General features: G+C 60.2%; 26 protein-coding genes and 1 pseudogene. 16 read left to right on the top strand and 11 right to left on the bottom strand.

Features of this window, described 5'->3' with window-relative positions:
• Window positions 1-11: 11 nt before the first annotated feature.
• Genes IEX01_RS21935 through IEX01_RS06865 form a run of 5 tightly spaced genes read left to right on the top strand, consistent with a single transcriptional unit; the run spans window position 12 to window position 4,068 of the window.
• Window positions 12-953: an ABC transporter substrate-binding protein gene (locus IEX01_RS21935; protein ID WP_188723522.1), complete on the top strand. Its 942-nt coding sequence runs from the start codon at window positions 12-14 to the stop codon at window positions 951-953.
• A 9-nt stretch (window positions 954-962) separates the two neighbouring features.
• Window positions 963-1,472, top strand: a complete 510-nt coding sequence (locus tag IEX01_RS06880; protein ID WP_024557596.1) for a GNAT family N-acetyltransferase — start codon at window positions 963-965, stop codon at window positions 1,470-1,472.
• A gap of 9 nt (window positions 1,473-1,481) precedes the next feature.
• Complete coding sequence (locus IEX01_RS06875; RefSeq protein ID WP_188723521.1) at window positions 1,482-2,414, top strand: amino acid ABC transporter permease; 933 nt, start codon at window positions 1,482-1,484, stop codon at window positions 2,412-2,414.
• Window positions 2,398-3,174 carry an amino acid ABC transporter ATP-binding protein gene (locus IEX01_RS06870; RefSeq protein WP_024557598.1) on the top strand — a complete coding sequence of 259 codons (777 nt, stop codon included), beginning with the start codon at window positions 2,398-2,400 and terminating at the stop codon, window positions 3,172-3,174. The genes IEX01_RS06875 and IEX01_RS06870 overlap by 17 nt, the downstream gene beginning before the upstream one ends.
• A gap of 57 nt (window positions 3,175-3,231) precedes the next feature.
• Window positions 3,232-4,068: a transporter substrate-binding domain-containing protein gene (locus IEX01_RS06865; RefSeq protein ID WP_229701834.1), complete on the top strand. Its 837-nt coding sequence runs from the start codon at window positions 3,232-3,234 to the stop codon at window positions 4,066-4,068.
• A 172-nt stretch (window positions 4,069-4,240) separates the two neighbouring features.
• Here the strand turns inward: IEX01_RS06865 and IEX01_RS21805 are convergent.
• A pseudogene (locus IEX01_RS21805) lies at window positions 4,241-5,136 on the bottom strand (dihydrodipicolinate synthase family protein).
• Between the two features lie 115 nt (window positions 5,137-5,251).
• Here IEX01_RS21805 and IEX01_RS06855 point away from each other — a divergent pair.
• Window positions 5,252-5,803, top strand: coding sequence for a shikimate kinase (locus IEX01_RS06855; protein ID WP_024561693.1), 552 nt, complete (start codon window positions 5,252-5,254; stop codon window positions 5,801-5,803).
• A gap of 6 nt (window positions 5,804-5,809) precedes the next feature.
• On the opposite strand, the gene pmrB is transcribed toward IEX01_RS06855, so the two are convergent.
• The 3 genes from pmrB to eptA are packed head-to-tail and all read right to left on the bottom strand — an operon-like array spanning window position 5,810 to window position 9,200.
• On the bottom strand, window positions 5,810-6,892 hold the full coding sequence (pmrB, locus tag IEX01_RS06850; protein WP_029697071.1) for a two-component system sensor histidine kinase PmrB: 1,083 nt from the start codon (window positions 6,890-6,892) through the stop codon (window positions 5,810-5,812).
• Complete coding sequence (gene pmrA / locus IEX01_RS06845) at window positions 6,889-7,563, bottom strand: two-component system response regulator PmrA (protein WP_024557603.1); 675 nt, start codon at window positions 7,561-7,563, stop codon at window positions 6,889-6,891. The genes pmrB and pmrA overlap by 4 nt, the downstream gene beginning before the upstream one ends.
• A complete protein-coding gene (gene eptA / locus IEX01_RS06840; RefSeq protein WP_188723519.1) occupies window positions 7,563-9,200 on the bottom strand; it encodes a phosphoethanolamine transferase EptA in 1,638 nt (545 codons plus the stop codon). The genes pmrA and eptA overlap by 1 nt, the downstream gene beginning before the upstream one ends.
• A gap of 135 nt (window positions 9,201-9,335) precedes the next feature.
• Between eptA and IEX01_RS06835 the strand changes: the two genes are divergently transcribed.
• The 3 genes from IEX01_RS06835 to norR all read left to right on the top strand — a co-directional run bounded on the left by IEX01_RS06835 (window position 9,336) and on the right by norR (window position 11,880).
• Window positions 9,336-9,953: a glutathione S-transferase family protein gene (locus IEX01_RS06835; RefSeq protein ID WP_024557605.1), complete on the top strand. Its 618-nt coding sequence runs from the start codon at window positions 9,336-9,338 to the stop codon at window positions 9,951-9,953.
• Window positions 9,954-10,008: 55 nt separating this feature from the next.
• On the top strand, window positions 10,009-10,239 hold the full coding sequence (gene pptA / locus IEX01_RS06830) for a tautomerase PptA (protein WP_024557606.1): 231 nt from the start codon (window positions 10,009-10,011) through the stop codon (window positions 10,237-10,239).
• Window positions 10,240-10,353: 114 nt separating this feature from the next.
• The gene (gene norR, locus IEX01_RS06825; protein ID WP_188723518.1) at window positions 10,354-11,880 is read left to right on the top strand and encodes a nitric oxide reductase transcriptional regulator NorR; all 1,527 of its coding nucleotides are present in this window, start codon (window positions 10,354-10,356) and stop codon (window positions 11,878-11,880) included.
• An 18-nt stretch (window positions 11,881-11,898) separates the two neighbouring features.
• On the opposite strand, the gene IEX01_RS06820 is transcribed toward norR, so the two are convergent.
• The 4 genes from IEX01_RS06820 to IEX01_RS06805 are packed head-to-tail and all read right to left on the bottom strand — an operon-like array spanning window position 11,899 to window position 15,933.
• Window positions 11,899-13,323 carry an amidohydrolase family protein gene (locus IEX01_RS06820; protein WP_188723517.1) on the bottom strand — a complete coding sequence of 475 codons (1,425 nt, stop codon included), beginning with the start codon at window positions 13,321-13,323 and terminating at the stop codon, window positions 11,899-11,901.
• Between the two features lie 9 nt (window positions 13,324-13,332).
• Window positions 13,333-14,127 carry an ABC transporter permease gene (locus IEX01_RS06815; protein WP_188723516.1) on the bottom strand — a complete coding sequence of 265 codons (795 nt, stop codon included), beginning with the start codon at window positions 14,125-14,127 and terminating at the stop codon, window positions 13,333-13,335.
• A complete protein-coding gene (locus IEX01_RS06810; protein WP_024557610.1) occupies window positions 14,120-14,941 on the bottom strand; it encodes an ABC transporter ATP-binding protein in 822 nt (273 codons plus the stop codon). Before IEX01_RS06810 ends, IEX01_RS06815 begins: the two co-directional genes overlap by 8 nt.
• Window positions 14,942-14,967: 26 nt before the next feature.
• Window positions 14,968-15,933, bottom strand: a complete 966-nt coding sequence (locus tag IEX01_RS06805) for an ABC transporter substrate-binding protein (protein ID WP_024557611.1) — start codon at window positions 15,931-15,933, stop codon at window positions 14,968-14,970.
• A gap of 544 nt (window positions 15,934-16,477) precedes the next feature.
• On the opposite strand from IEX01_RS06805, the gene IEX01_RS06800 reads away from it, so the two are divergent.
• Entirely contained in the window at window positions 16,478-17,461 is a 984-nt protein-coding gene (locus IEX01_RS06800; protein ID WP_188723515.1) for an isopenicillin N synthase family dioxygenase, read from the top strand.
• Window positions 17,462-17,506: 45 nt separating this feature from the next.
• Here the strand turns inward: IEX01_RS06800 and IEX01_RS06795 are convergent, their stop codons facing one another.
• Window positions 17,507-18,412, bottom strand: coding sequence for a manganese catalase family protein (locus IEX01_RS06795; RefSeq protein WP_024557613.1), 906 nt, complete (start codon window positions 18,410-18,412; stop codon window positions 17,507-17,509).
• A 66-nt stretch (window positions 18,413-18,478) separates the two neighbouring features.
• The gene (locus IEX01_RS06790) at window positions 18,479-18,991 is read right to left on the bottom strand and encodes a ferritin-like domain-containing protein (protein ID WP_024557614.1); all 513 of its coding nucleotides are present in this window, start codon (window positions 18,989-18,991) and stop codon (window positions 18,479-18,481) included.
• A 506-nt stretch (window positions 18,992-19,497) separates the two neighbouring features.
• Here IEX01_RS06790 and IEX01_RS06785 point away from each other — a divergent pair.
• Window positions 19,498-20,340: an arylamine N-acetyltransferase family protein gene (locus IEX01_RS06785; RefSeq protein WP_188723514.1), complete on the top strand. Its 843-nt coding sequence runs from the start codon at window positions 19,498-19,500 to the stop codon at window positions 20,338-20,340.
• A gap of 123 nt (window positions 20,341-20,463) precedes the next feature.
• Here the strand turns inward: IEX01_RS06785 and IEX01_RS06780 are convergent, their stop codons facing one another.
• Entirely contained in the window at window positions 20,464-21,372 is a 909-nt protein-coding gene (locus IEX01_RS06780; protein WP_188723513.1) for an AraC family transcriptional regulator, read from the bottom strand.
• A gap of 123 nt (window positions 21,373-21,495) precedes the next feature.
• On the opposite strand from IEX01_RS06780, the gene IEX01_RS06775 reads away from it, so the two are divergent.
• The 5 genes from IEX01_RS06775 (at window position 21,496) to IEX01_RS06755 (ending at window position 26,308) form a co-directional block, all read left to right on the top strand.
• Window positions 21,496-22,032, top strand: coding sequence for a carboxymuconolactone decarboxylase family protein (locus IEX01_RS06775; protein ID WP_048888847.1), 537 nt, complete (start codon window positions 21,496-21,498; stop codon window positions 22,030-22,032).
• 1,546 nt (window positions 22,033-23,578) lie between these two features.
• Window positions 23,579-24,637, top strand: coding sequence for an NAD(P)-dependent alcohol dehydrogenase (locus IEX01_RS06770; RefSeq protein ID WP_188723512.1), 1,059 nt, complete (start codon window positions 23,579-23,581; stop codon window positions 24,635-24,637).
• A gap of 155 nt (window positions 24,638-24,792) precedes the next feature.
• Entirely contained in the window at window positions 24,793-25,116 is a 324-nt protein-coding gene (locus tag IEX01_RS06765; RefSeq protein ID WP_024555652.1) for a four-helix bundle copper-binding protein, read from the top strand.
• Between the two features lie 228 nt (window positions 25,117-25,344).
• The gene (locus IEX01_RS06760; protein WP_024555651.1) at window positions 25,345-25,761 is read left to right on the top strand and encodes a hypothetical protein; all 417 of its coding nucleotides are present in this window, start codon (window positions 25,345-25,347) and stop codon (window positions 25,759-25,761) included.
• A gap of 124 nt (window positions 25,762-25,885) precedes the next feature.
• Window positions 25,886-26,308, top strand: coding sequence for a DUF2231 domain-containing protein (locus IEX01_RS06755; RefSeq protein WP_188723511.1), 423 nt, complete (start codon window positions 25,886-25,888; stop codon window positions 26,306-26,308).
• The last annotated feature ends 4 nt before the right edge of the window (window positions 26,309-26,312 follow it).

Below are 26,312 nucleotides of genomic sequence, written 5' to 3'. Positions count from 1 at the left end.
GAGCCGATGCTATGCAGAAAACCATGCTTATTCTGGCGCTGGCCGTCGCGTTTGGCGGCCTGAGCGCGGGCGCGATGGCCCAGGACGTGACCATCAACGGCAAAGGCGTGAGCCTGGACGCCAACAAAACGCCCGTCAACACCGCGAAAAACGCCGAAGCCGCGGCGCAAATCCCGCAAGGCTACCGTTTCGCCCAGCCGGGCAAGTTCACCGTGGCGGTGGCGGCGCTTAACTCGCCGCCGCTGACGGTCTTCGCCGACGACAACAAAACCCTGCTTGGCAGCGAGGTGGATATCGCCCGCCTGGTGGCCGACAGCCTGGGGCTTGAGCTGAACGTGGTGCCCACTTCCTGGGAAGACTGGCCGCTCGGCGTCGCTTCCGGCAAGTATGACGCCGCCATCAGCAACATTACCGTCACCAAAGCGCGCAAAGAGAAGTTCGACTTCGCGACCTACCGCAAGGACTCGCTGGGCTTTTACGTGAAGGACACAAGCGCCATTAAATCGCTTGAGAAAGCGGAGGATATCGCCGGGCTGCGCATTATCGTCGGCTCGGGCACTAATCAGGAGGCGATTCTGCTGGCCTGGGATAAAGCGAACCAGGCGAAGGGACTGAAGCCGTTTACGCCGGTTTACGCCAAAGATGACGCTGCGCAGACGCTGGCGTTGCAGTCGGGCCGCGCTGATGCGTACTTCGGGCCGAACGTTATCGGCGCATGGAAAGCGGCGCTGACCGGCAAAACGCGGCTGGTGGGCAGCGTGGATGGCGGCTGGCCGAAGGCCGCGCACATCGCCGTGACGCTGAAAAAAGGCAGCGGGCTGGCGCAACCGGTGCAAACCGCGCTGAACGGGGTCATTAAAAACGGCGACTACGACAAGGTGCTGAACCGCTGGGGCGAGGGCGTGGAGCGCATCCCGTCTTCTGAAATCAATCCGCCGGGCCTTGGCGACTAAGGAGGCGAGATGAGCACTGAATTCTTTCGCGACGTCTCACCGCAGGCGCCGGAGCTGGAGCCGATTATCACCGGGCTGTTTGGCGAGTACGCTGCCCGCTACGGTGATTACTTTTCTAAAGACGCCGAAGTGGAGCTGACGGAGTGGTATCTGCCGCCGCAGGGGCTGTTTATTGTGCTGGAGCGCGACGGCGAGATTATCGCAACCGGCGCCTATAAACCTTTTGACGACAACACCGCGGAGCTTAAGCGCATCTGGACGCGCAGCGACCTCAGGCGCCAGGGGCTGGCCTGGAAAGTGGTCAGCGAACTGGAGCGCCGCGCGCGGCTGGCGGGCTACAGCCAGGTCTATCTCACCACCGGCTTTCGCCAGCCGGAAGCGGTGCGCCTCTATTTAAGCCACGGGTATCAGCCGCACTTCGACCTGACCCGCGACCCGGAGGAGTACAGCCTGCCGCCTTATGACGGGCGGCTGCGCTTTACCAAATCCCTTGTCGAAAACCATGCGAAAACGGCCTGAGGAGGCAACATGACTCTTCCCGCAGAAACCCCCGCCGCTGCTGTCAACGTCGTGCCGGCACGCTATCCCTTGCGCATCGTCGGGGCGGCGGTCGCGCTCTTCTTACTCGCCGTGGTGGCGCAGTCGGTCGCCTTCAACCCGCGCTGGGAGTGGAGCGTCTTCGCCCGTTGGTTCTTCGACCCGGTGATTCTCGAAGGCGTTTTCCAGACGCTCCAGCTTACCGTGCTGGCCACCTTATTGAGCATTCTGTTCGGCGGCGTGCTGGCGATGGCGCGGCTCTCCGACTCGTGGCTGTTGAGCAGCCTTGCCTGGGGCTACATCTGGCTGTTTCGCTCGCTGCCCCTCATCGTGGTGCTGATTATTCTTTATAACTTCTCCTACCTCTACGACACGCTGTCGGTGGGCATCCCCTTTACCGACATGACCTTCGCCAGCTACCCGACCATCAACGTGCTGGGCCAGTTCGCCACGGCGGTGGTGGGGTTGACGCTGGTGCAGAGCGCTTACACGGCGGAGATTATTCGCGGCGGCTTTTTGGGCGTCGACCACGGCCAGTACGAAGCGGCGGCCGCGCTGGGGCTGCCCGCGTGGCGGCGTACGCTGCGCATTATCCTGCCGCAGGCGCTGCGCACCATCCTTCCGGCGGGCTTTAACGAAATCATCAGCCTCGCTAAAGGCACGGCGATGGTTTACGTGCTGGCGATGCCGGAGCTCTTCTACACCATTCAGATGATCTACAACCGCACCCAGGAGGTTATCCCGCTGCTGATGGTGGGCGCCGCCTGGTATCTGGTCCTGACCAGCCTGCTTTCCCTGCTGCAATACGGCGTGGAACGCTGGCTTGCGCGCAGCCAGCGCCGCTCGGCGGTGGACCGCCCGGCGCGTAAATGGGCTTTCGCCACGCCAAAAACCCAGGAGACTGTCAATGCTCAACTCCCCTAGCGCCGCAGGGCATATTGCCATCACCCGCGTCAGTAAATATTTCGGCAAACATAAAGCGCTGGATAATGTATCGCTGGAACTTAAGCCTGGCTCGGTGACGGTGATTATCGGGCCATCCGGCTCCGGCAAGTCGACGCTGCTGCGCACCATCAACCACCTCGAACGGGTAGACGAAGGTTTTATCCAGATAGACGGCGATTACATTGGCTACCGCCGGGAAGGCGACAAGCTCTATGAGCTGAAGGAGCGCGAGATCCTGCGCCAGCGGGTGAACGTGGGCTATGTCTTTCAGAACTTCAACCTGTTTCCCCACCTGACGGTGCTGGAAAACCTGATTGAAGCGCCCATCGCGCACGGCGTGCCGCGGGAGCAGGCTGTCGCCCGGGCGTATGCGCTGCTGGAGGTGGTAGGGCTTCGCCATAAGGCGGAGGCCTGGTCGCGCCATCTTTCCGGCGGCCAGCAGCAGCGTATCGCTATCGCCCGCGCGCTGGCGCTGGAGCCAAAAGTCATCCTGTTCGACGAGCCCACCTCGGCGCTGGATCCGGAGCTGGTGGGCGAGGTGCTGGACGTAATTAAAAAGCTGGCGCGCTCTGGCACCACGCTCGTGGTCGTGACGCATGAAATCGGCTTTGCCCGTGAAGTGGCGGACAACGTGGTGTTTATGGTGGATGGCAGGATTGTAGAGCAGGGCAGCAGCGAGGCGGTGTTAAACCGTCCACAGCACCCGCGCACGCGCAATTTTCTTTCCCGCGTACTCTAAGGAGCAAGGATGAAAGCACTGCTGACGCTGCTGCTGTTCAGCGCAGGCCCGTTCGCCATGGCGGCGGGCATCGACCTGAAAGCGAATGAAACGCCGATCCACACGCCCGCCAACCCGGCGGCCATCGCGAAGATCCCGTCGGGCTACCGCTTTGTTGAACCGGGTACGCTGACGGTGGCTATCTCCGCGCTCAACTCGCCGCCGCTGGCGAGCGATAATCGCACGCGCATCGGCAGCGACCCGGATATCGCGCAGCTGCTGGCCGACAGCCTCGGTCTGAAGGTGAAACTGGTGCCGACCGCCTGGGAGGACTGGCCGCTCGGCATTAGCGCCGGCAAATATGACGTGGCGCTGGTGAACATCGCCGTGACCGAACAGCGGAAAATGAAGTTTGATTTCGCCACCTACCGGGTGGATACGCTCGGCTTTTCGGTGAAATCGATCAGTGAGATCCAGTCAATCAACACGCCGCCGGACGTGGCGGGCAAAAGGGTCATTGTGGGGTCGGGCACCAATCAGGAGAAAATTCTGCTGAAGTGGGATAAAGAAAACCGGGCGAACGGACTCAAGCCGGTGCAGCCGATTTACCTGACCGACGATGCTTCCGGCAACCTCTACCTGCAATCGGGGCGCGCGGACGCGATATTCGGCCCGCATTCGGTGGGGGCGTACAAAGCCGCGCTCACCGGGAAAACGCGGCTTGTGGGCAAAGGGCCGCTGAAGGCGTATGTCGCCACCACGACCAAAAAGGGCAACGGGTTAGTTTATGCGCTGCAGGAGGGTATAAACGGCGCCATTCACAGCGGCGCTTATCAACAGGTGCTGGCCCGCTGGGGCGAACAAGAGGAAGGGGTAGCGGCGTCGGTAGTGAACCCGCCGGGAATTGCGTATTAGGGGCGCGCGGTGCGGCGTTTTTCAACGCAAGCGCGGCGCCCGTTGCGCTCTGGCCTTACCGTGCTCGCGGGTTTTCTCCCTCGCCCCTTTGGGAAAGGCCGGGGTGCGAGGAACCAGCGGATGAAAAGGCAGGTCAAACCACGCGCGCCCCGCCGGGGGGTGCCGGGAAAGCTTACGCCGCTTCCCAGGCTTCCAGGACGGGCAGCAACGCGCGGATCTGTTGTTGTTCTTGCGCGGGCAACATTTTTAGCGGCGCAGGCAGCGGCGGTTCGTCGAGCAGGCCAGAGAATACCGCCAGCGCCGCCATCACGCGCAGGCTGCCGTGACGTCTGAAGAGCGTCCACAGCGGCTCGAGGTCTGATAAAAAGTCGGCGTCCTGCTGCCCGTCTTCTCGCGCGCCGCGTAGAAGACGCAGCGCTAAACGGGGATAAAGCCCGCCCACCACCGAATACCAGACATCGCAACCGGCGCGTAAGCCCGCCTGCGCAAACATATCGCCGCTGACGCCAAGTTTTATACGTGAAGGCAGCAGGGCGCGAAGCTTCTCCACGCGCTCGCGGCCCGCCGGTGCGGCAGCGGTGAACCGGGAAGCTTAATGGAGCAAACCGCAGGCAACTGCGCCAGCCGCTGGTACAGCGCATCGGTGAAGGTGAAATGGGTGGTCGCGGCGTTGTCATAAATACATAGCGGCACGTCGCAATGTTGCGCCACCGTTTGATAAAGACTGAAAACTTCATCCTCCGTCAGCGGCTGATAAGACACGGGGGCGAGCAGCAGGGCGCGAACCCTGGCGCGCTGCGCGCCTTCGGCAAGCGTCAGCACGTCGCGGGTGCGAACAGCGCCCACGCTCACCATTACCGGTACGCCAGCGGCATGGTCAACCGCGATTCGAGTCATCCGCAGCCGCTCCTCCAGCGTCAGATAAGCGTAATTGCCCGTTGAGCCGAGCGCGCTGATACTCTGCACCCCGGCGTCAGCCAGCCGTTCAACCAGCCGGATAAACCTGTGTGAATCGGGGGCGTCGCCCCGCATCGGCGTTAAAGGAAAAGCGCTAAGACCTGAAAACATGCCGGCTCCCTGTCAAAAAAGGTAGTGGGTTCATCAAAAACTGTATTTTTCTGACAACCTCAATAACATAGCGGCTCGCGGAGCGTTTAAAAACAGCAAAAAGAGGGCGGAGGAGATGAAAATTAATGTGGTCGGCACCAGCGGCAGCGGCAAAAGCACCTTCGCCCGCCGTCTGGCGCAGCAGCTTAATTTGCCTTATATCCAGCTTGATGCACTTTACTGGCGCGCCAACTGGCAAGGGACGCCGGATGAGGTGTTTATGGAAAAAATTCGGCAACAACTGGCTGCGCAGCCGCAGGGGTGGGTGCTGGACGGCAACTATAACCGAACCAGACCGGTGAAATGGCGCGAGGTGGAGTGCGTAGTCTGGCTTGATTACGGTTTTACCCGCACCTTCTGGCAGGCAGTGCGCCGCGCCGCCACCCGCGCCTGGCGTAAAACCGAACTCTGGCCCGGCACCGGCAACCGGGAGAGCTTTCGCCAGAGCTTTTTCAGCCGCGACTCCATTCTGCTCTGGACGCTGAAAACCTGGCGCAGCAACCGGGTGCGCTACCTTGCGGATATGCAGAACCCGGCCTGGTCGCATATCCGCTTTGTGCATCTGCGCTCGCCCGCTGAAAGCGAGGCGTTTTTAAAAAGCCTGACGGAACAGCGCGCCGCCTCTTAATCCGGGCTAGCTGTTCGCCGGAAAGCGCGCCGTGGCGCGGCTTCCGCGCTCGGGCGCGCGGTTTTCAAGCAGGAATTCGCCCTTGTGTAGCTGAACGATGCGGCTGACGATATTCAGCCCCAGCCCGATGCCGCCGTAACGGCGGTCCATGCGCACAAAGGCTTTGCTCAGCTCGCCGACCTTGCTTTCATCCACCCCGGCGCCTTCATCTTCCACAATGAGCGAAGCCACGGGCGTCGCCGCCACGCTTACGGTAATCACGCTGCCTTGCGGACTGTAGCGATGCGCGTTTTCCACCAGGTTTCGCAGCAGCACCTGCAAGAGCGTCGTGTCGCCGCGCACGCGCGCCTGCGGCGAGAGCCGCAGACGAAGCGTCTGATCGCGCTGCGCGAGCATCGTGCGCAGCTCGCTTTCCGTCGCCAGCACCACATCTTCCGTCAGCGAGACATCCTGATAGTTGCCGGAGGTGAACGACTGCCCGGCGCGAGCCAGTTGCAGCAGCTGCACTACGCTTCGGGTCATCTGGTCGAGCCGCGCAATCAGCGGCTGCACCTGCACATGGTTGTTGCGCTCCAGCAGTTCGAGATGCAGGCGCAGCCCGGCCAGCGGCGTGCGCAGCTCATGGGCCACGTCGGCGGTGAACAGCCGCTCGCGCTCAAGGCTTGTGGTCAGACGGGAAAGCAGTTGGTTGATGGCGAGCGTGACGGCGTCTATCTCCTGCACCGAGCTGAGATACTGAATCGGCTCAAGGTTATCTTCGGTGCGGTTTTCAAGATGGTCCTGCAGTTTACGCAGTGGCCGGGTTATCCATTTAACGGCCTGCAGGCAGAGCACCAGCGCCAGCCCGATAATCACTAAACTCGGCACCGCGAGGCTCGCTATCGCTTCGCGGATCTCGCGCTCAATATGCCGGTGGTTGTTGTCGCCGCGTACGGCGGCGTCCACCAGCAGGTGGATCTGTTCTTTGCTTTCATGCCACAGCCACAGCACGCTGATGGCCTGACAGACGAAGAGGATAAGGCCGATAGCTAACAGCAGGCGGAAGCTCAGGCTGTTGCTGTTGCGGCGAAGGCGTTCACGCAGCGTCATTCCGGAGCGCCGTCCGCTTTAACCAGGGTATAGCCAAAACCGCGAACGGTGCGAATGGCGGACTTGCCGATTTTGTCGCGCAGGTTATGAATATGCACTTCCAGCGTGTTGGTGGAGGGTTCCGACTCCCAGTTATAAATATCCTGATAAAGGATTTCCCGGTGCACCGGGTGGCCCGCCTTGAGCATCAGGCGCGAGAGAATAGCGTACTCTTTTGGCGTCAGCTCCAGTGGCTCGCCCGCCAGACGGATCTGGCGATGCGTCATATCCAGCGCCAGTTCGCCCACCTCCAGCAGGCTGTCTCCCTGGTTAACATGACGGCGGATAATGGCGCGAATGCGCGCCAGCAGCTCATCCAGCGCGAAAGGTTTAACCAGATAGTCGTCCGCGCCCGCATCAAGCCCGGCGATACGCTCGCTTACCGTATCGCGGGCGGTAAGGATGAGCACAGGCTGCATGCTTTTCTCGCGGCGCAGCCGTGTGAGTAATTGCAGCCCGTCTTCATCCGGCAGGCCAAGGTCCAGCACAATCAGGCTATAAATGCCGCAGGCCAGATGCGCCTGGGCCGCTTTCACCGACGTGACACCGTCACACACGTAGCCTTCGCCCGCCAGCGCCAGCATCAGCCCTTCAAGCAGCAGGGCGTCATCTTCCACAACCAGTATCTTCATTACGCTTTGCTCCGACACGCTGCCAGAATATCATCGCCCGGCTTATATTCACGGGTCTGTGTGCCGGTCATGCCGAGCACGGTGGAAAAGAGATTATCCTGCGAAAAGGCGTTCGATGCTGCGAGATGGCTCAGACAGCTCGCCTCCACACCGAACCGCTGCTGATAATCTGGCGATAACCATAACAGCATCGGCACATGTTTTTGTTGCTCCGGGGCAATAGCGTAAGGCAGTCCGTGCAGATATTCGCCGTTTTCCCCCAGCGATTCGCCATGATCGGAGAGATAAATCAGGCTGGTGGTGAAGTTATCCTGATGCGCCTTCAGCACGCCAATCGCCTTATCGACAATATAGTCCACATATAACAACGTGTTGTCATAGGTGTTCACCAGTTGCGCCTGGCTACAGGTCTGGATCTCATTGGTATCGCAGGTCAGGGTGAAGACCTTAAAGCGCGGCGGATAACGATGGTAATAGGTCGGGCCGTGGCTGCCGATAGTGTGCAGCACGATGATCCCGTTGCCTTTGAGGTTGCGGATATAGTCATCAAGCCCGTGGAACAGCACCTCATCGTAGCATTCGCCTTCCTGACACATGCCCGGCAGGTTCAGCGCCGTCATGTCCTGATGCGGCACCCGGTCGCAGGCGCCTTTGCAGCCGCCGTCATTTTCATTCCACAGCACCTGCAGGCCCGCCCGCTGCAGGATATCCAGCAGCCCCTCCTGATGGCTTGCCAGCCCCTCGTCGTAATGCGAGCGCGGCATATTAGAGAACATGCAGGGCACGGAGACCGCCGTCGCGGTGCCGCAGGAGGTGGTATGCGGGAACCAGAAAACATCGTCCTTCGCAAGCTTCGGGTTGGTCTGCCGCCCGTACCCCTCAAGCGAAAAATTGTCCGCGCGCGAGGTCTCGCCGACGATCAAAATCGTGAGGCTCGGCTTGCCGGTCTGCCGGTTAGCAAGCAGCTTCGCATCTTCGCCGATGCGCACCAGCGGCAGGTTCGCCTGGCGGTGATGCGAATAGTAAGACCAGCTCGCCGCAATGCTGCTGGAAGGGCTGAGGGTTTTCACCAGCTCGCGGTTATTACGAAACAACGAGGCGTAATCTTTATAGAAAAGCAGCGCCACGATGACTATCGCCGCGCAGCAGCCCAGCACGCTCACGAGGCGCCACAACACATCCTTCCAGCGCGAGGCGGCGGGACGGATGCGGATCCAGAACATCGCCGCAACCGCCGCCAGGCCGCTAAACAGCAGCGTAACGACCAGTTGCGGCGTGAGCAGAGCGAAGCTTTCCGATGCGGTGGTATCGAGGATATTCGCAATCATATTGCGATCCATGATGATCCCGTAGTTCAGCATGAAATACTGTACCGCCGCTGAAACGAGAATAAATACCGCGATAACCAGCCGGGTGAGCCAGAAGAACGAGGCGAGCGTCGCCACGATAAAAATGACGCTGAAGGCGACCACCGGCATGGAGAGGAAAACCAGCGCCTCGTGAAGCGAGGTCACGGGCATGGCTTTCAGCACCTGGCGGTAATAAGCGAGGTTCAGAAAGAGCGAAATGTAGAGCGAAAAAATCGCCAGAAACGCGAGCCGACCGAGCGTCGGTCTTTTTTCATTCAGCAGAGACATAAAGCGGGCCTGATAACCAATTAGGCGCACAGGGTGACAGAGCAAAATTAGGAAAACCTTAAGCGTATCGGGGACACGCGCATTACCCGTCCCGGCGCGCAGCTTCTACACTTATCTCAAACCCAGGAGGTGACGATGCTTACGCTCTACGGTGTGCCCGGCTGGGGGTCGGCTATCAGCGAAATCATGCTGGCAATGACCCGTGAACCTTATGATTTCATCAACGTCGAGGGCTTTGATAAGCCCGGCCCGCAACAGGAGCTGCTGATTGCGCTGAACCCGCTCTGCCAGGTGCCGACGCTGCTGCTGGACGAGGGCGGCGTGATGACTGAAAGCGCTGCCATCGCGCTGATGCTGCTCGACAAACACCCGCAGTTCGCCCCGCGCCCTGGTACGCCTGCGCGCGACAGGTTCTGGCGGCTGCTGGTCTGGCTGGTGGCGAATGTCTATCCCACCTTTACCCTGGCCGACTACCCGGAACGCTGGGTCGATTCGCAGCCCGAAGTGCTCAAGGCAAGCGCGCAACGCCAGCGCAAAACGCTCTACCAGTGGCTTGAGCAGGAGATGGGCGAGGGGCCTTATGCTTTCGGCGAAGAGATAACCCTGCTTGACGCGTACTGGCCGGTGCTGCGCTGCTGGGGCCCGGGCCGCGAGTGGTTTGCCGCAAACGCGCCGAAGCTTAACGCCATGGCGGATGCCGTGTGCGGACACGTGGAGCTGACGGCGGTGCTGAAAGCTAATAAGCTCTTGTAAAGCAAGGCGGGATAACGCAGGCTGTAAGCCCATTTTGTCAGTTAAGGAGCAGACCATGCCGCATGTCGACGTCAAATTTTTCCCGCGCGGGTTATCGGAAGAAGCGCAGCAGGCGCTCGCCGCCGAACTGAGCGACGTTATCGTTAAGCATCTGCAAAGCAAAGAAAGCTCCGTTTCGGTGGCGCTGGAAGAGGTGCAGCCGGACGACTGGAAAGCGCAGGTTTGGGACAAGGAGATTGCGCCGAACCTCGATAAGCTCGCTAAAAAACCGGGCTACAGCATGTAATGCGAAAGAGGGTGTTTTAGTCATTCAGCAGGGTTATCGCTGTCCTTTTGACTATTCACCCGCCTGCCGCTGTGGCATCCTTTGTGGTCTGCCTGGCCACAAAGGAGCGCCTGAATGAGCCTGTCGGTCAACCTTCTCGCCACCATCGCCATTGCGCTGCAACGCGGCATCAGCCATCAGGATCGCTTTCAGCGGCTTATCACTACGCTTCGCCAGGTGCTGCGTTGTGACGCCTCGGCGCTGCTGCGCTACGAACAAGGGGCGTTTCGCCCGCTGGCGACGGACGGCCTCTCGCCGGATGTGCCCGGACGGCGCTTCGCCATTAACGAACATCCGCGTCTCGAAGCGATAGCCCGCGCAGGCGACATCGTGCGTTTTCCGGCGGACAGCCAGCTTCCGGACCCGTACGACGGCCTGATCCCGGGCCATGAGCAGCTCAAAGTACACGCCTGCGTCGGTCTGCCCCTGTTCGCCGGGCAGACGCTTATCGGCGCGCTGACGCTTGACGGCATGGACCCTTGCCAGTTCGATAATTTCAGCGATGAAGAGCTGCGGCTGCTGGCGGTGCTGGCGGCGGGCGCGCTGAACAACGCGCTGCTGATTGAGCAGCTTGAACGCCAGAACCCGCTTGTCGCCCCGCTGCGGTCGGCCGCCGCCGACGGCCCGGCGGGCGAAATCATTGGCGAATCGCCGCCGATGCGGGAGCTTAAGCAGGCGATAGCCATTGTCGCGCCCTCCGATTTAAACGTGCTGATAAGCGGCGAAACCGGCACCGGTAAAGAGCTGGTGGCCCGCGCCATTCATGAAGGCTCGCCGCGCGCCGCGAATCCGCTGGTCTACCTCAACTGCGCTGCGCTGCCGGAGACGGTGGCCGAAAGCGAGCTGTTCGGCCATGTGAAAGGGGCGTTTACCGGCGCTATCAGCAACCGCAGCGGCAAGTTTGAAATGGCGGACAACGGCACGCTGTTTCTTGATGAGATTGGCGAGCTTTCGCTGCCGTTACAGGCAAAACTGCTGCGCGTGTTGCAGTATGGCGATATTCAGCGCGTGGGCGACGACCGCAGTCTGCGGGTCAATGTGCGGGTGCTCGCCGCCACTAACCGCGATCTCAAAGCCGAGGTGCTGGCGGGGCGTTTTCGCGCCGACTTATACCATCGTCTGAGCGTTTTTCCGCTGGTGGTGCCGCCGCTGCGCGAGCGGGGCGAAGACAGCGTGCTGCTGGCGGGCTTTTTCTGCGAACAATGTCGCGCGCGCCTGGGACTCTCCCGCGTGGTGTTAAGCCCCGGCACGCTGGCGCCGCTGCGCGCCTACGGCTGGCCGGGCAACGTGCGCGAGCTGGAGCATGCGATTCACCGCGCCGTGATCCTCGCCCGCGCGACCCAGGCGGAGCCGGATGTGGTGCTGGAAGCGCGCCATTTCGCCCTTGCGTCCGCGGCTGACGCTGACGCGCCGCCGGTCGCCCGGCAGCCCGATGCGCCGGTAGACGCGGCAAACCTGCGCGCCGCCACCGAGGACTTCCAGCGCAAGCTGATTAGCGAAACGCTCCTGCGCCATCATCACAACTGGGCCGCCAGCGCCCGGGCGCTGGCGGTGGATGTGGCGAACCTGCACCGGCTGGCGAAGCGGCTCGGCCTCAAATAGCCCGGGCGCGGCCCTGCCTTAACCGCGCACCCCGGCGCGGCGTTGCAGCGTAAACACCGCCTCCTGCGCCTGGCGGCCCAGCGCCGCGAGGTCGAGACCCGGAATGCGGTCCTCTTCCACCGCCACGCGACCGCCCACCAGCAGCGCTTTTAAATACGCCCGGCCGCCGCAGGCCACCGGGCCGATGGCGATGTCGTGCAAGCCGAAGTAGCGCGGGTCGTCGAGCCGGTAGAGCGCGATATCCGCCGCCTGGCCGGGGGCGAGGGTGCCCGTGCCGGTTAAGCCGAGCACCTGCGCGCCGCCTGCGGTGCCCCAGCGCACCACATCCTCAATAGTCGCCGCATCGCCGCCGCCTTCAAATTCGCCGCCCTCGTAACGCGGCTTCGCCAGCATCCCTTTGCGCGCCCGCTGTAAAAGCCAGGCGGCGTGAGTTTCGCTCTGCATATCCGCCGCCTCGTTGGAGGCGGCGCCATCCACGCCAATCGACACCTTCACGCCCGCCGCCTCCAGCGCCACGAGATCGGCGATGCCGCTGCCTAGCCGCCCGTTGCTCTGCGGGCAGTGGGCGATGCCGCTGCCCGTCTCGCCAAGCAGGCGGATCTCTTCGGGCAACAGCTTCACCAGATGCGCGAACCAGACATCCTCGCCGGTCCACTCCAGCTCAGCGCAGAACTGCAGCGGAGTCATGCCGAATTTCGCCCGGGCGGCGTCCAGGTAATCCACCGTTTCGCTCAGGTGGCTGTGCAGCCGAATGCCGAGGCTTCGCGCAAGCCGGGCGCTTTCGCGCAGCTCCTGCGGCGTGGTGGAGTGCAGGGTGGTGGTCGGCGCCATCACCACCTGGCGAAAGGCCTGCGTGCCCGGCTGATGGTATTTCGCCGTCAGCCGCTCGACGTCCGCCATCCAGGCGTCGAATTTTTCCGGGCGCAGTGCGGTGGGCAAGTCGCTCTCCAGCCCGCGCGTCTGCGTGGCGCCGCCCCGGCACAGCACAAAGCGCATGCCGAGCGCGTCCGCCTCTTCAAAGAGCACGGCCGCGCCGTCGAACGGCATGTCCGGCCAGTAAAGGTAGTGGTGATCCGCCACCGTGCCGCAGCCGGAGCGCAGCAGCTCCACCAGCCCAATGCGCGCGGCGATGCGAAACGTCTGCTCGTCAAACGCGCCGCGAAAGCGGTAGGGCGTGGCGGCAAGCCACGCGGAAAGGCTCTGGTTCAGCCCCTGCGGCTCGCCTTTAAGCAGCGACTGGAACAGATGATGATGGGTATTCACCCATGCCGGGTAGGCCACGCAATCGCGGGCGTCGATGACCCGCTCGTTAGCCTGCGGCGTCAGTTCGCCCATTTCCAGAATCACGCCGTCGCGGATGCGAATATCCCGCGCCGGGCTGCGGGGGGCATGGCGCGCGCCGGTCAGCATCGCCGCGCAGTTTTTGATAAGAATAGCGCTCATGGGATCTCCTTATGCCAGCGCGCTGTCGTGCCAGCGGCGTAAAAAAAAGTGGCTTAGCAACGACATCAGGCAAAAGAGCGCCAGCCCGCTGCAGGTGATGAGGAACAGGGCGGCGAACATCAGCGGCAGGTTGAGCTGAAAGCCCGCCTGCAAAATTTGCCACGCGAGGCCCGCGCCGCTGCCGCCGGTCCCGGCGACAAACTCCGCCACCACCGCGCCAATCAGCGCCAGGCCGCTTGAAATACGCAGCCCGCTGAAAAAGTACGGCAGGGCGTTGGGCAGGCGCAGGCGCAGCAGGATCTGCCAGCCGGAAGCCTGGTTAATATGAAAGAGATTCAGCAGCCCCGGGTTTACGCTGCGCAGGCCGAGGGTGGTGTTAGTCAGCACCGGAAACACCGCCACCAGCATCGCGCACACCACCAGCGCAAGCGTGGTATTGTGGATCCAGATGATCACCAGCGGGGCGATGGCCACCACCGGCGTAACCTGAAACAGAATGGCCCACGGCATCAGGCAGGACTCAATCAACCGGCTTTGCACAAAGAGAAACGCGATTAGCGTGCCAATGGCTATCGCCATTAAAAATGCGAGCACGGTGACTTTCAGCGTGGTGAGCAGGCTGCCAAACAGCGCGTCGCGCTGGCTGATAAGCGTGGAGAGAATATCGCTCGGCTTCGGCGCCAGGTAAACCGGCACCGCGAACTGGCGGAACAGCAGCTCCCAGAGCAGCAGCAGGGCAAGCGCGGATACCAGCGGCCAGACCGCGCGCTGCGCCTGCGGGTAGGTCATCAGCGGTTTACGCATGGTCGCCTCCTGCGCTCGCTTTTTCGAGCAGGGTTGAAAGGGTGGCGCACTGGCGGATAAACGCATCCGAGGTGCGAAAGCCGTTATCCCGCGCCTGCGGACCGTCGATGGCGACATCCGCCACCACACGCCCGGGACGCGCGCCCATTACAATCACCCGCGAGGAGAGATAGACCGCCTCATAGATGCTGTGGGTGACAAACACCACCGTCAGCCCGCGCTTCGCCCACAGCCTGCGGATATCGCTGTCGAGCTTGTGGCGGGTGAACTCATCCAGCGCGCCGAAGGGTTCGTCCATCAGCAGCAGGTCGGGCTCGGTCACCAGCGCCCGGGCCAGCGACACGCGCATCTGCATGCCGCCGGAGAGCTCGCGCGGCATGGCGTGAAGAAAGTTCTCCAGCCCTACCGCCAGCAGCGCCTGCATCACCTGCGGCGCGCTCGCTTTTTTACTCACGCCGCGCAGGGTGAGCGGCAGGCGGACATTTTCCTCCACGGTGGCCCAGGGCATCAGCGTCGCCTCCTGAAAGACCATCGCCATGCGGCACTCCGCCGCCATTTCCGCTTTGCCGTTCCAGCGCACCTGGCCCGCCGTCGGGCGCTCCAGCGTGGCGAACATTTTCAGCAGGGTGCTTTTGCCGCAGCCGGAGGGGCCGAGCAGCGAAACTATCTCGCCGCGCGCGATATCCAGGTTCAGCCGCTGCAGGGCCAGCGTGCCGTTGGGGTAGACTTTCTCCACGCCGCGCGCCATTAAAAAGCGCGGCTGCTGGCTTTCCTGCGCCGGGGGAACGGCGTCAAACGACAGTACAGTACTCATAGTGCGCTCCAGGATAACGGCGGCTCTTACATGGCCGCTTTAGGGTAGAACTGCGTGGTGAAGGCGGCTTTATAATCCGTGGCGGGGTTAAGCAACCCGGCGCTGACCATAAAATCACGCGTCGCTTTCCAGCGCGGGTCGGTCATCACGCCGAGCCCTTTTTGCGCCGCGTCGCCGCCGTCAATCAGGTGCAGCGCCTTAAGCTGCGCCACGCCGAAGGCGAGCACCGCGTCGCTCATCTGCGGGTTCTCCTGTTTGATGAGTTTGTTGCCCGCCGTTGGGTCAGCCAGATAGCGCTGCCAGCCCTCCATAGAGGCGTCGACAAACCGTTTCAGCACGTCCGGTTTTTCCGCCAGCAGATCGTTGCGCGTCACCAGAATGCCGCCGTAGGCGGGGTAGCCGTGCTCGGCAAAGAGGAAGAAACGGCTGTCGGGCTGCGCCTGTTTCGCCTGCTGCACTTCAGAGGTAGCGTAGGCCTGCTGCGCCGTGTTGTTGTCGGCGAGGAAAGGCTGCATGTTGAAGGTATAAGGGCGAACCTGGCTGTCGCTGAGCTGGTATTTCGCCTTCAGCCAGGGCCACCATGACGCCTGACCGCTGGCCGAGACCAGCACCGTTTTGCCTTTCAGCCCGGCGAGATCGGCGACGTTGCCGTGGGTCAATATCCCCTGCGGGTCGAACTGGAACGGCGCGGCGATGGCTTTCAGCGGAAAGTTCTGCTCAATGCCTTTCAGCACCTGCAGGTCGTAGCTCACTATTACATCCGCCCGCTTCGCCAGCAGCAGCGTCATGTTGTTAAGCTGCGGGCCGCCGGAGCGGACTTCCACATCGAGACCATATTTTTTATAGATGCCTTCTGCCACGGCCTGGTAGTAGCCGCCCTGTTCGGCCTGCGCCACCCAGGTGGTTTGCAGAATGAGTTTATCGGCGCCATGCGCGGCGCCGCAGAGCAGCAGGGTGGAGAAAAGCGCGGTAAAAGCGGTGCGAGATGCCATAAAACCCCCGGTTAAGCGTCAGTTTGGTCTGCCATCAGGGGGTGAGCGGTTCTCCCGACGCGGTGTACGGCGTCGTCCCCTGACGAGGAACAGCGTTGCGCTGTAGAGCAATGTCCCACGCGAGGCCGAAGCCAGCGCGCTAACCGCTTATACTCTGCCGTGGGTTTTGCAAAGGCTGTGCCAGCCCGCTGCTCTGTGCGTTGCAGGCCTGACGGCGTGGTCTGCCGCCCGGGCGCAGGCGTCACGACCAAATGAAACGGTGGCGCGTGATGCACAATTGTGAAGCAAATGTAAATTTTTTGCCCGAAAGCGGCACATCCCGGCGTGGCGCCGCCACACTCTCTTCGCCGCCTGCGCTTTATTCTGCGCGGTTTCTGATTCTGGTACGGTGATTGCTTAGGAGAAAGCGAGTAGAAGCGTTCAGCCATTCTTTACCGATGGCGGGTCATTGCTCATGGGACAGGCGCCTTACGCGCCTGCGCCAGTGACGTGGCCCGCCGCTGTTGTCGGGCCACCCGTTTATCAGCACACAAAAGGGTGAACCATGACCATCGCAAACGCAGCATTTTCCCTGCACGAACTCACGAAAGAATCCCGCATGGGCGCGACCGGCACAGAGACCAGCCGGGAGGTGCGCATCATTGATATTTCTGACTTCGCCAACCGTAAAGAGGATATTGCCGGGGCGCTCTGGGACGCCGCGGTAGAGATCGGCTTCTTTCAGGTTTCCGGCCACGGCATCGCGCCTTCGGTGATTACGGATGCCTTCAGCCGTGCAGAACAGTTTTTCGCGCTGCCGGATGACGTTAAAGCGCAGTACCCGCTTAACCGCAACGCGGGATGGGAGAAACGCGCGCAAATCCGGCCCTCCACCGGTACGCCGGATGAAAAAGAGTCGTATCAGATAACCCGGCCGCGGATGGCGGGGCTATGGCCGCAGGAGGCGGAGCTGCCGGGCTTTCGCGATGCGATGCTGGGCTTTGAGCAGCAGTGCTGGCGGGTGGGCATGCAGATCCTCTCCTGCTTCGCCTGGACGCTCGGCTTTGACGATGACTTTTTCACCAACGCGCACGACCCGGCGCAGCCGTCTTACCAGAGCACGCTTCGCATGCTGCACTACTTTGCGCTTAAAGGCGAAGCGCACGGGCCGTGGCGCGCAGGCGCGCATACCGATTTTGACTGTCTGACGCTGCTTTTCCAGCGCGAAGGTCAGAGCGGGTTGCAGGTTTGCCCGGGTAAAGAGATGGAGGAGCAGGAGTGGACGAGCATTGAGCCGCATGATGAACTCATCACCTGCAATATTGGCGATATGTTAATGCGCTGGAGCGACGACCAGCTTCCTTCCAACTTTCACCGCGTGCGCAGCCCACTGCCAGGGGAATGCGTGGGAGATCGTTACAGCCTCGCCTTTTTCTGTCAGGCTAATGAGGATGTGGTGATTGAGGGACCGGCCAGGAAGCACCCGCCCATCACTGCAAAGGACTACCTGCACCAGCGCATCAGCGCTAACTTTTCCGGTAAATATTAATGCAAAAAGCCCTGCCGGAAGGCAGGGCTTTTTTTCAGGTGGGGCTTATTTCTTGCCCGGTTTGCCCTTAGACGGGCGTTCAACCGGCGGCACTGACGCGCCCATTTCGGCGCCGGTCACCGGGTCGATATCCGGATTAGACTGCGTGCGCTGCGCCATCGCCAGCACGGTCGCCTGCTGGTCGGACGGCAACTGAATATCCGCCAGACCGTCGCCGCCGTCCACTGCCGGTTGCGGGTCAGCCACGTACTCGAAGTTTTCGTCGCTGTTCCAGCTGCCGCGCAGGTCGTCGCCTTTCGACATGTTGTAGTAAACGTTCGCGTACTGTTCCACCGGCGGCAGTTTGCCCGGCGGGAAGTTATTACGAATGGAGTAAAGCGCTTTTTCAAAGGAGATCTGGTGCGCCACTTCGCGGGTCATCAGGAAGCCCAGCGCATCTTTCACACCCGGATCGTCAGTGACGTTAATCAGACGTTCATAAATGATTTTCGCCCGCGCTTCGGCGGCGATATTAGAACGCAGGTCAGCGGTGATTTCTCCGATGGTGTCGATATAGGCCGCGGTCCACGGCACGCCTGCGGAGTTAGTGAGCGCCGGGCCGCCGCCATAGAGCAGGGCGGTCGTGTGGCTGTCGTTGCCATGACCGGTGAGAGAACGATACAGTTCCGCTTCTTGTTCAACGCCTTCGGCGAGATCGCCTTTTGCGCCTTTATTCAGCATGCCGACCAGCGAACCGATTATTTCCAGGTGGCTTAATTCTTCGGTAGCAATATCCATCAGCATCTCTTTGCGCGCCGGATCTTCATCACCCAAACCCTGGGTGAAATAACGGCACGCGGCAGCTAATTCTCCCTGCGGACCGCCAAATTGCTCCAGCAGTAAATTCGCCAGACCCGGATTCGGTTCGGCTACGCGAACCGTATATTGCAGTTGCTTAACATGACGGAACATAAATTTCTCCTGCTCACAATTTATGAAAAGAACCTGCCATTGCTGGCAGGTTAATTGAGATTCACTTTATTTTTTAGCTTCTACGCCAGGCTCGGCGGAGCGCGTCAAATATTGCTGGGTTACGTCAGGCAGATGGTCGATACACCATTTCGCCATGGCGATCTCTTGCTCGCGGATCTGCTCGAAAATTTTCGCGCCGTGTTCATCGCCAGCCGCTTTGGCTGCCGCAATCAGCGAGGTGTAGCAGGCGATTTCGAACTGCTCAAAAACGTAGCCGCTGATAGCGCCTTTCACCACTTCGTCAGAAGCGAACATGCCGCCCATTGCCTGACCCATGGCGGTGACTTTGCTCACGGTGTCTTTCAACACGGAACGAGAGATGTTGAGGTTATCGAAAACCGAGTCCAGAAGCTGTTGCTGCTGGCGGGTCTCTTCAATGTGCTGTTCGATACGCGCTTTCAGATCCGGATAGTGCTCAAGACGAGAAGCCTGGGCCTGCAGCATCTTTTCCGCCTGTTCTTCCATGGCGTGAGCGTCGCGTAGCCAGTCGTGATAATTCTCTTCGTAGGATGTCGCCATAATTTACCTCTTCCGGAATAAATAGTTATATGAGTCGGTAGTCACGTTACGATAATGTAAAAGCCATATTTGCAAATTGCTTTAGCTTTAGAAGCTTAGCAGAGAATTTCGCACAGGCCGGGTAAATATAAGATTATTCGATTTTAAGATTTGTCCTGGTTAAGCGAATCGTGAAACGTTTACCAGCAATATAAATAGGATTTCGCGGCGCAAAGATTAATTTTTCGCCATCATCATCGTGGGCGATTTTTAATTATTTGGTTGCCGTTTCGTTTGCTGTAAATAAATGCGAGTTAAACTCCGCTAGTTTATTTTTTAAGTTTTAACAAGCGAGACGGGAATAAAGGCTTGTTATTTGATCATTAAAGAAAACTTCATGGCGGCTAATTCTTTTCTATAGTGACTATTGCTTTTGCAATGATTAGGGGCGTGCGGCACAATCCGACATCCGCCCTGGTGCGAAAAAGGCTATATAAAGAGGGGAAACCTCTGGAAGGAAAATGGCTATGGCTTTTACGCTTGAACACTACCTGGCTCGCATTGGTTTTAACCGCGAGGCGCGCGTTGATTTCTCGACGTTACAGTCGCTGCACCGCCGCCATATCGCGGCTATCGCTTTTGAAAATCTGGATGTGCTGCTGGGGCGTGAGATCCTGCTTGATGACGACAGCATTTTTGAAAAACTGGTGACCGCCGGGCGGGGCGGGTACTGTTTTGAGCACAATGCGCTTTTTACCCGCGCGCTGAATGAAATTGGCTTTGAAACGCAAAACCTCGCGGCGCGGGTGCTGGTGGCGAAACCTGATGAGATGCCGCCGCGCACCCACCGGCTGGTGATGGTGAAGCTTGAAGAGGCGACGTGGATAGCCGACGTCGGTTTCGGCGGCCTGACCTTAAGCGTGCCGCTTCCCCTTAAAGACGGCGCGGAGCAGGCCAGCGCGCAGGGGCTCTACCGGCTGGAAAAGAAGCAGAACGAATTTTTACTGCTGCTGCGCCAGCACGATCACTTTCAGCCGCTCTACCGGTTCGACCTGGAAAAGCAGTATCCGGCGGATTATCTGATGGCTAACCACTTCATCGCCCACTGGCCGGATTCCCATTTTCGCCATCACCTGCTGGCGGCGCTGCATCCCCTCGACACCTGTCGCCTGACGCTGGTGAACCGACGCGAAACGGCGCACGAGAAGCCACCGCGCCAGCAGGAACTGAAAGATAACGACACGCTTTACGATAGTCTGCAACAGCGGTTCAACATCCGACTCGATCACCCGCGCCACGGCGTTACGCGGGATTCGCTGAGCAAAGTGATGGAAAAGGTCATGGCGGAAGAAGGGGCAGAAAGTAAGTAGCGGCGCGTGGGTTCACTATGCTGTCGCAATGCAGGGTTACCTTCCCGTGAAAGGCGATGAAATAGCCAGGCAACGTTCTGACGAGTGTACTGTGCAAGAGGCGGCGCAAGAGGGGTAAATGCGTTACGCCGCCTCTTCCCGCAGGCGGAACTGGCCGGGCGTAACGGCGTAGCAGCTTTTAAACGCCCGCGTAAAGGCCGCCTGGGTCTGGTAGCCGCAGGCTTCCGCCACGCGGCCTACCGCCATGTCGCCGTTTGCGAGCAGACGGGCCGCCAGCGCCATGCGCACCTGCGTCAGCCAGACTTGCGGCGTGACAGCGTAACGGCTGGCGAAGTGGCGGGCAAAGGTGGCGCGGGAGAGAAAACAGCGCTCCGCCAGCCCTTCCAGCGTCCATGGCGCGGCGGGCTCGCTGAACACGGCCGCTACCGCCGGGGCGAGGCGTTTGTCCGCCAGCAGCGCCAGCATGCCGGGCGCGTTCTCGTGAAGCAGGGCGCGCAGCAGCAGCGTCAAAAAGGTGGCGGTGAGCTCGCGCACAATGGCGGCGGCGCCCGGCTTGCCGCTGAGACTCTCTTCACCCAGCATCGCCAGCAGGGCGCGCAGCGAACCGCAGTCGTCGCGCGCTGCGGTTTCCACCCGCACTACGCCGTCTGCGCCATCAAAAAGCAGCGCGCCGTTTACCCCAAAATGAAATTCGCCGCAGAGCAGTTCTAGCTCGCCGCCTTCGCCTTCGGTCATCACTTCGGTAAGCGTGCCGTTGTGCCGCCGGGTTTTTGTCGCAAGCGCGCCTTGCCGCGCCAGGCTGCTGAGTAAATGCGGCGAACCGTGGGGCAGCAGTAAGACATCGCCTGCTTTAACCCTGATGGTTTGACCCTTCGTCTCCAGTAGCGCTTCACCTGCAAGGATAGCGTGCCAGGGCATAACCCCTGCGGGCGTTTGCGGGTGGTCGGCTTCCCAGTGCCCGGCGAAGCGGCAGTGCTGGTCCACGGCGCCGTGCGGCGCAAGCAAGGCAATAAGCTGACTGAGCGTATCCATAATCCTTCCTGAGACGATAAGACAAAAAGCTAAGACGATGGGCGGCAGAAGTGCGCGGGCGGCAGGGGTAATCTACAGCCATCGCCAACAGGGCGGAAACCAACAACTTAACAGGAGCATATCATGAGCCGTTTACAATCCATCAACCCGGAACAGGCCACTGGCAAAACCGCGCAGCTTTTCGGCGCCATTAAATCCGCCATGGGCAAAGTGCCGAATGCCTATGTGACTATCGGCGCTAACTCGCCGGAAGTGCTTTCCCAGGCGTTGCAGCACAACGCCGCGCTGCGCAAAGGGGCGCTGAGCGCGAAAGAGCTGGAGGCGATTAACCTTTCGGTAAGCGAAGCTACCGGCTGTGATTATTGCCTGGCGGCGCATACCCTGATGGCGAAAAAAGCGGGCTTTACGCCTGAACAGATTAAAGCGCTGCGGGCGGCTGACTACGCTGAAGACAGCCATTTCGACGCGCTGACCCGCTTCGCCCGCACCGTGGTCACGACCCGCGGCACGCTGCCCGCCGCAGACGTGGACGCCCTGCGCGCCGAAGGGTTTACCGATCAGCAGGTGGTGGAAATTATCAGCGCCATCAGCGCGATTTTGTTCACCAATATGATTAACCGCGTGAACGACACGGTGGTGGATTTCCCGAAAGCGGATTGAGTTGCCTGCAGGGTGCAGGTGAGGTGAGTGAAAGGGTACGCGGGTTTTCTCCCTCGTCCCTTTTGGGGTGAGGGGGGTAGGCGGCTCAGGCCCTGAGCCTTACTCTCTCAGGAGATATGCGCCGGCGGTAGGGTTACGTTCGCCAGAGCGTTGTCTTTATATGTCACCTCCTCTCACGCGAACGTGTTAAGGGGGCTCGCCGCCGCCCCCTTAACAATCCCGGCTCCCGGCGCGCAAAATCGCCCGCTGAAGCGGGAAACCTCATCTTTTCCCCGCTGGCTTCGGGTCGGGCATGACGGCACGTCCCTGTGCCGACATGCCCTCGCACCGGGTCCGACCGGTGCGCCCCGGCCACCGTGAAAAAGCTGAGGCGATTTTGAGGCCGGACTTGCCTCCGCTTCAGCGTTTGATTCTGTTGCAGGAATTGTTTCGCTTTAACGGCTATGCGGGGAGTTTGCAGGGCCAGTCAGCAAAGCGCCACTTGCCCTGCAATGTGATACGGCCATGCCGTCATTTCCCCATACCCCGGCCCTCGCCCCCGAGGGAGGAAACCCCGCGAGTGGCGCCGCATTTGTTCACCAATGAACCACCAAAACGCATCCTGCCTTATAGCGACAACACTATGACTTTTTTCATCAGCCTGTCAGCGGCGGTATTTATCCGGCCTCAAAATCGCCTTCCGGGCGGGCAGATGGCCGGGGCACGCCGGTCGGACCCGGCGTGAGGTCATGTCGGTGCAGGGATGCACCGTCAGGACCGACCCGAAGCCAGATGACAGACCGGAAGGTTTGCCCCGAAGGGGTCGATTTTGCGTGCCGGGAGCCGGGGTCGCTAGGGGGCTGGCGGCGAAGCCCCCTGGCACGTTCGCGTGAGGGGAGACGATATATAAAGACAACGCTCTGGCGAACGGAACCCTTCACCGCCCACGTATATTCATCTCAGAAAACGCCAACCCGTCCCAGGAAACTTAACACCTGAGCCGCCTGCGCCCCTCACCCCGGCCCTCTGCCCAAAGGGGTGAGAGGGAAACCCACGCGGCAGCGAAGCCCTTGGCACGTTCGCGTGAAAGAAGGGTACATATGAAAACAACATTCTGGCGAACGGAACAGTTCACCGCCCGTGCATATATCCTGAAAGAGTAAGGCCCAGCGCCTGAGCCGCCTGCGCCCCTCAAGCCCCTCCCATTTATAAAACTGGTTCATAAGACCATGCGAAGTTATCGGCCTAATTCCGCAGGCCCGGCTTTGTTAGGGTAGAAGAGGGTTTAAGCGCTTTTAAGCAGCAGAAAATGAAAATTACCCACAGCGGTTCACAACCTTCCATACGCGGACCTGAAGAATGGTTTACCGGCCAGGTGCGCATAGACTCGCCATTCCGGGTGCCCGGGCAGGCGACGCGACGCCCGAAGCCGCCATGACGCATATCGCTATCGCAGAAAAAGTAAACGGCAGCCCCGTAGAATGAATGGAAAAGGTCAGTGCTGAGCAGTATAAGAAATGAGCAGTGGAAAAATTAATCATCGTCTCGTTTCCTGGAGGAGAAGGCCATGACTAAGAAAGTGCTCAGCTATGCTGTCCGGACTGCAAAAAGTCCGCTCGGACCGCTTGAAATCACCCGTCGCGATCCGCGCCCTGATGATGTGGTGCTGGAGATACTCTACTGCGGCGTTTGCCATTCGGATTTGCACCAGGCGCGCAACGACTGGGGATTCAGCCACTATCCCCTCGTGCCCGGACATGAAATTATCGGCCGCGTCAGAGCGGTGGGCAGCGAAGTATCTAAGTTCAAAGTGGGTGAGTATGCCGCTATCGGCTGCATGGTCGACGCCTGCCGCGACTGCGAGCCCTGCAAGAAGGGGCTTGAGCAATACTGCGTAAAGGGTTGCACTCAGACCTATAACGGTTTCGACAGGCATGATCATCAGCCGACCTATGGCGGCTACTCTCAGTGTATCGTCGCCTCTGAAGCGTTTGTGCTGAAGATCCCTCCCGGGATGAATCTGAAGTCGGCCGCGCCGCTATTATGCGCGGGCATTACCACCTGGTCGCCGCTGCGGCACTGGAACGTGGGCGAGGGCAGTAAAGTCGCGGTGATAGGGCTTGGCGGCCTGGGACATATGGCGATAAAGCTTGCCCGCGCGCTGGGCGCAGAGGTGACGCTGTTTACCCGTTCGCCCGGGAAAGCAGATGACGCCCGCCGCCTCGGCGCGCACAACGTGGTAATTTCCACTGTCCCGGGGCAGATGGAGTCGGTATGGGGAGCGTTTGAACTCATCATCGACACCGTGCCTTATGAGCATGACATCAACCCCTATATCATGACGCTGCAAGTAGACGGCACGCTGGTCTTTGTCGGTCAGTTAGGCAACATCAACCCCACCGCCAATACGGTGGCGATGATCATGGGGCGAAGGGCGCTGGCGGGCTCCGCCATCGGCGGCATTGCGGAAACCCAGGAGCTGCTCGACTTCTGCGGCGAACACGGCATTACGGCGGAGGTAGAGATGATCCGCATCCAGGATATTAACGAAGCGTGGGTTCGTTTGGAGAACAGCGATGTGAAATATCGCTTCGTCATCGATATGGATACACTGAAAATCCCCTGATGTACGCCGCTTCCTTCAGGCCCTGCGTCGCGCGGGGCTTCTTGTTATTGCCTCGTCTGCGTTATATCCCTTCGCTATAAACGTCGGCTGCGCTGGCATATCTTCCTCCTGGCGTCCAGGCTTAAGGGCGTGTTCAATCACAACAGGAGAAATGTATGTCCTTACAATATGCGGAATGTATCGAAGCCTGTTACGACTGCGCCGCGGCCTGCGACTATTGCGCCGCATCCTGCCTGAAAGAAGAAGACCCGGGCATGATGCGCGACTGCATCCGTCTGGATATGCAGTGCGCCAACCTCTGCCGCCTGGCGGCGCAGTTTATGGCGATGGGAAGCACCTGGGCGAAATCAGTTTGCCAACTGTGTGCCGAGATTTGTGAAGAATGCGGCAAAACCTGCCGTCAGCACCCGATGGATCACTGCCAGAAGTGCGCCGACGCCTGCCTGCGTTGCGCCAAACTCTGTCGCGACATGGCCTGATGAGCATGCGCCCCCTGCGGGCGCGTTTTCATGCTTTCGTCGCTTCTCACGCCTTGCGCAAATCAGCCTGGGTTTAGCTTTTCTCTGTCAAATCAGCCAAATGTCTTAAAGCGCGCGCTTTACGTTCAGTGCTTTACTTTCTCTTGCCCCTGAAAAACACAGTCGACGTGATTAACCCTCACCGAATGCGGCCGGCTGCGATTACAATGAATAAAAAAGGAAGCGAAGATGAGCCGAAGCCGAGCTGATGTCATTATTGATCGCATACATAACGCGCTGAGCGGCGACCCGCTCTACGCCACCAATTTGCTTTACCAGAGCCTGGAGTCCGCCTCTTTTGGCATGGTGAAGGTGGTGGTGTTTTTCTTTCAGGTGGCGGATAACGATCTGAGCGCGGATATGTCTGCCCGTGAAGTGCTGGCGCGGCTGCATGATGAAGGTATTTTTGTGGCGTTTCACAAGACCCGTCGCCGCGAAGGCGAGCGGCTGCTCACCGTCAGCCAGGCGCTGAATACGGAAAACTTCAACTATACCTATGGCAATTTGCAAGGGTTCACTCGCCTGTGGCTTATTAAAACCACCGAAGCGGAGAGAGCGCTGCGCGACATGAAAGCGCAGCAGAAAAACGTGGTATTCAGGCACTAATTGTTATCGAACCGCGATCGGTTCACTAATCTTTTACTACGCTATTTCAGGCACCTTTGCGGTTGCGTGGCCCGGGAGGAAGCAGGCGGCGCAACGGCTCTCCTTCATTCCACTGGAGCCTGATATGGAAAGAGACGCACCGTCACGTCGTTCAGCGCTTGCGCTGACGCTCTATGAGCTGCTCAACCCGCTGCCGCTCGGTTTTTTCGCCGCCGCCTGGCTATTCGACATCCTCTATATGAAAACCTTTCAGGTGTTCTGGAACCAGGGCGCCAGCTGGTTAATTCTGTTTGGGCTGCTTATCGCCATTCTTCCCCGGCTCATTAACCTGGTGCAAACCTGGTGGGGCCGCAACGGCGCTTATGTGCGCGCTTACCGCCTCGACTTCTGGCTGAATCTGCTGGCCATCCTGCTCGCTATTCTCAACGCCTTTATTCATAGCCGCGACGCGTATGCCGTGGTGCCGTTGGGCGTTATTCTCTCCACGCTGGTGGTGCTGCTAATCAGCATCGCTAATGTTCAACTGGCGCTGCGCACCCGCGCATAAGGAG

Origin of the sequence: Franconibacter daqui (genome assembly GCF_014644275.1) — a bacterium.
Classification (GTDB): Bacteria; Pseudomonadota; Gammaproteobacteria; order Enterobacterales; family Enterobacteriaceae; genus Franconibacter; species Franconibacter pulveris.
Note: the sequence above shows the minus strand (reverse complement) of the source record. Positions and strands in the feature narration are given on the sequence as shown.

Excerpts from the sequence above, each read along its gene's own strand:
- IEX01_RS06875 (WP_188723521.1), top strand. The coding sequence starts at position 1,482 with ATGACTCTTCCCGCAGAAACCCCCGCCGCTGCTGTCAACGTCGTGCCG.
- IEX01_RS06775 (WP_048888847.1), top strand. The coding sequence starts at position 21,496 with ATGAGCCGTTTACAATCCATCAACCCGGAACAGGCCACTGGCAAAACC.
- pmrA (WP_024557603.1), bottom strand. The coding sequence starts at position 7,563 with ATGAAGATACTGGTTGTGGAAGATGACGCCCTGCTGCTTGAAGGGCTG.
- IEX01_RS06820 (WP_188723517.1), bottom strand. The coding sequence starts at position 13,323 with ATGAGCGCTATTCTTATCAAAAACTGCGCGGCGATGCTGACCGGCGCG.
- IEX01_RS06790 (WP_024557614.1), bottom strand. The coding sequence starts at position 18,991 with ATGGCGACATCCTACGAAGAGAATTATCACGACTGGCTACGCGACGCT.
- IEX01_RS06765 (WP_024555652.1), top strand. The coding sequence starts at position 24,793 with ATGTCCTTACAATATGCGGAATGTATCGAAGCCTGTTACGACTGCGCC.
- IEX01_RS06770 (WP_188723512.1), top strand. The coding sequence starts at position 23,579 with ATGACTAAGAAAGTGCTCAGCTATGCTGTCCGGACTGCAAAAAGTCCG.
- IEX01_RS06780 (WP_188723513.1), bottom strand. The coding sequence starts at position 21,372 with ATGGATACGCTCAGTCAGCTTATTGCCTTGCTTGCGCCGCACGGCGCC.
- IEX01_RS06785 (WP_188723514.1), top strand. The coding sequence starts at position 19,498 with ATGGCTTTTACGCTTGAACACTACCTGGCTCGCATTGGTTTTAACCGC.
- IEX01_RS06815 (WP_188723516.1), bottom strand. The coding sequence starts at position 14,127 with ATGCGTAAACCGCTGATGACCTACCCGCAGGCGCAGCGCGCGGTCTGG.
- pmrB (WP_029697071.1), bottom strand. The coding sequence starts at position 6,892 with ATGACGCTGCGTGAACGCCTTCGCCGCAACAGCAACAGCCTGAGCTTC.
- IEX01_RS06865 (WP_229701834.1), top strand. The coding sequence starts at position 3,232 with ATGGCGGCGGGCATCGACCTGAAAGCGAATGAAACGCCGATCCACACG.
- IEX01_RS06795 (WP_024557613.1), bottom strand. The coding sequence starts at position 18,412 with ATGTTCCGTCATGTTAAGCAACTGCAATATACGGTTCGCGTAGCCGAA.
- IEX01_RS06800 (WP_188723515.1), top strand. The coding sequence starts at position 16,478 with ATGACCATCGCAAACGCAGCATTTTCCCTGCACGAACTCACGAAAGAA.
- IEX01_RS06855 (WP_024561693.1), top strand. The coding sequence starts at position 5,252 with ATGAAAATTAATGTGGTCGGCACCAGCGGCAGCGGCAAAAGCACCTTC.
- pptA (WP_024557606.1), top strand. The coding sequence starts at position 10,009 with ATGCCGCATGTCGACGTCAAATTTTTCCCGCGCGGGTTATCGGAAGAA.
- IEX01_RS06880 (WP_024557596.1), top strand. The coding sequence starts at position 963 with ATGAGCACTGAATTCTTTCGCGACGTCTCACCGCAGGCGCCGGAGCTG.
- IEX01_RS06870 (WP_024557598.1), top strand. The coding sequence starts at position 2,398 with ATGCTCAACTCCCCTAGCGCCGCAGGGCATATTGCCATCACCCGCGTC.
- IEX01_RS06755 (WP_188723511.1), top strand. The coding sequence starts at position 25,886 with ATGGAAAGAGACGCACCGTCACGTCGTTCAGCGCTTGCGCTGACGCTC.
- IEX01_RS06835 (WP_024557605.1), top strand. The coding sequence starts at position 9,336 with ATGCTTACGCTCTACGGTGTGCCCGGCTGGGGGTCGGCTATCAGCGAA.
- eptA (WP_188723519.1), bottom strand. The coding sequence starts at position 9,200 with ATGTCTCTGCTGAATGAAAAAAGACCGACGCTCGGTCGGCTCGCGTTT.
- IEX01_RS06760 (WP_024555651.1), top strand. The coding sequence starts at position 25,345 with ATGAGCCGAAGCCGAGCTGATGTCATTATTGATCGCATACATAACGCG.
- norR (WP_188723518.1), top strand. The coding sequence starts at position 10,354 with ATGAGCCTGTCGGTCAACCTTCTCGCCACCATCGCCATTGCGCTGCAA.
- IEX01_RS21935 (WP_188723522.1), top strand. The coding sequence starts at position 12 with ATGCAGAAAACCATGCTTATTCTGGCGCTGGCCGTCGCGTTTGGCGGC.
- IEX01_RS06805 (WP_024557611.1), bottom strand. The coding sequence starts at position 15,933 with ATGGCATCTCGCACCGCTTTTACCGCGCTTTTCTCCACCCTGCTGCTC.
- IEX01_RS06810 (WP_024557610.1), bottom strand. The coding sequence starts at position 14,941 with ATGAGTACTGTACTGTCGTTTGACGCCGTTCCCCCGGCGCAGGAAAGC.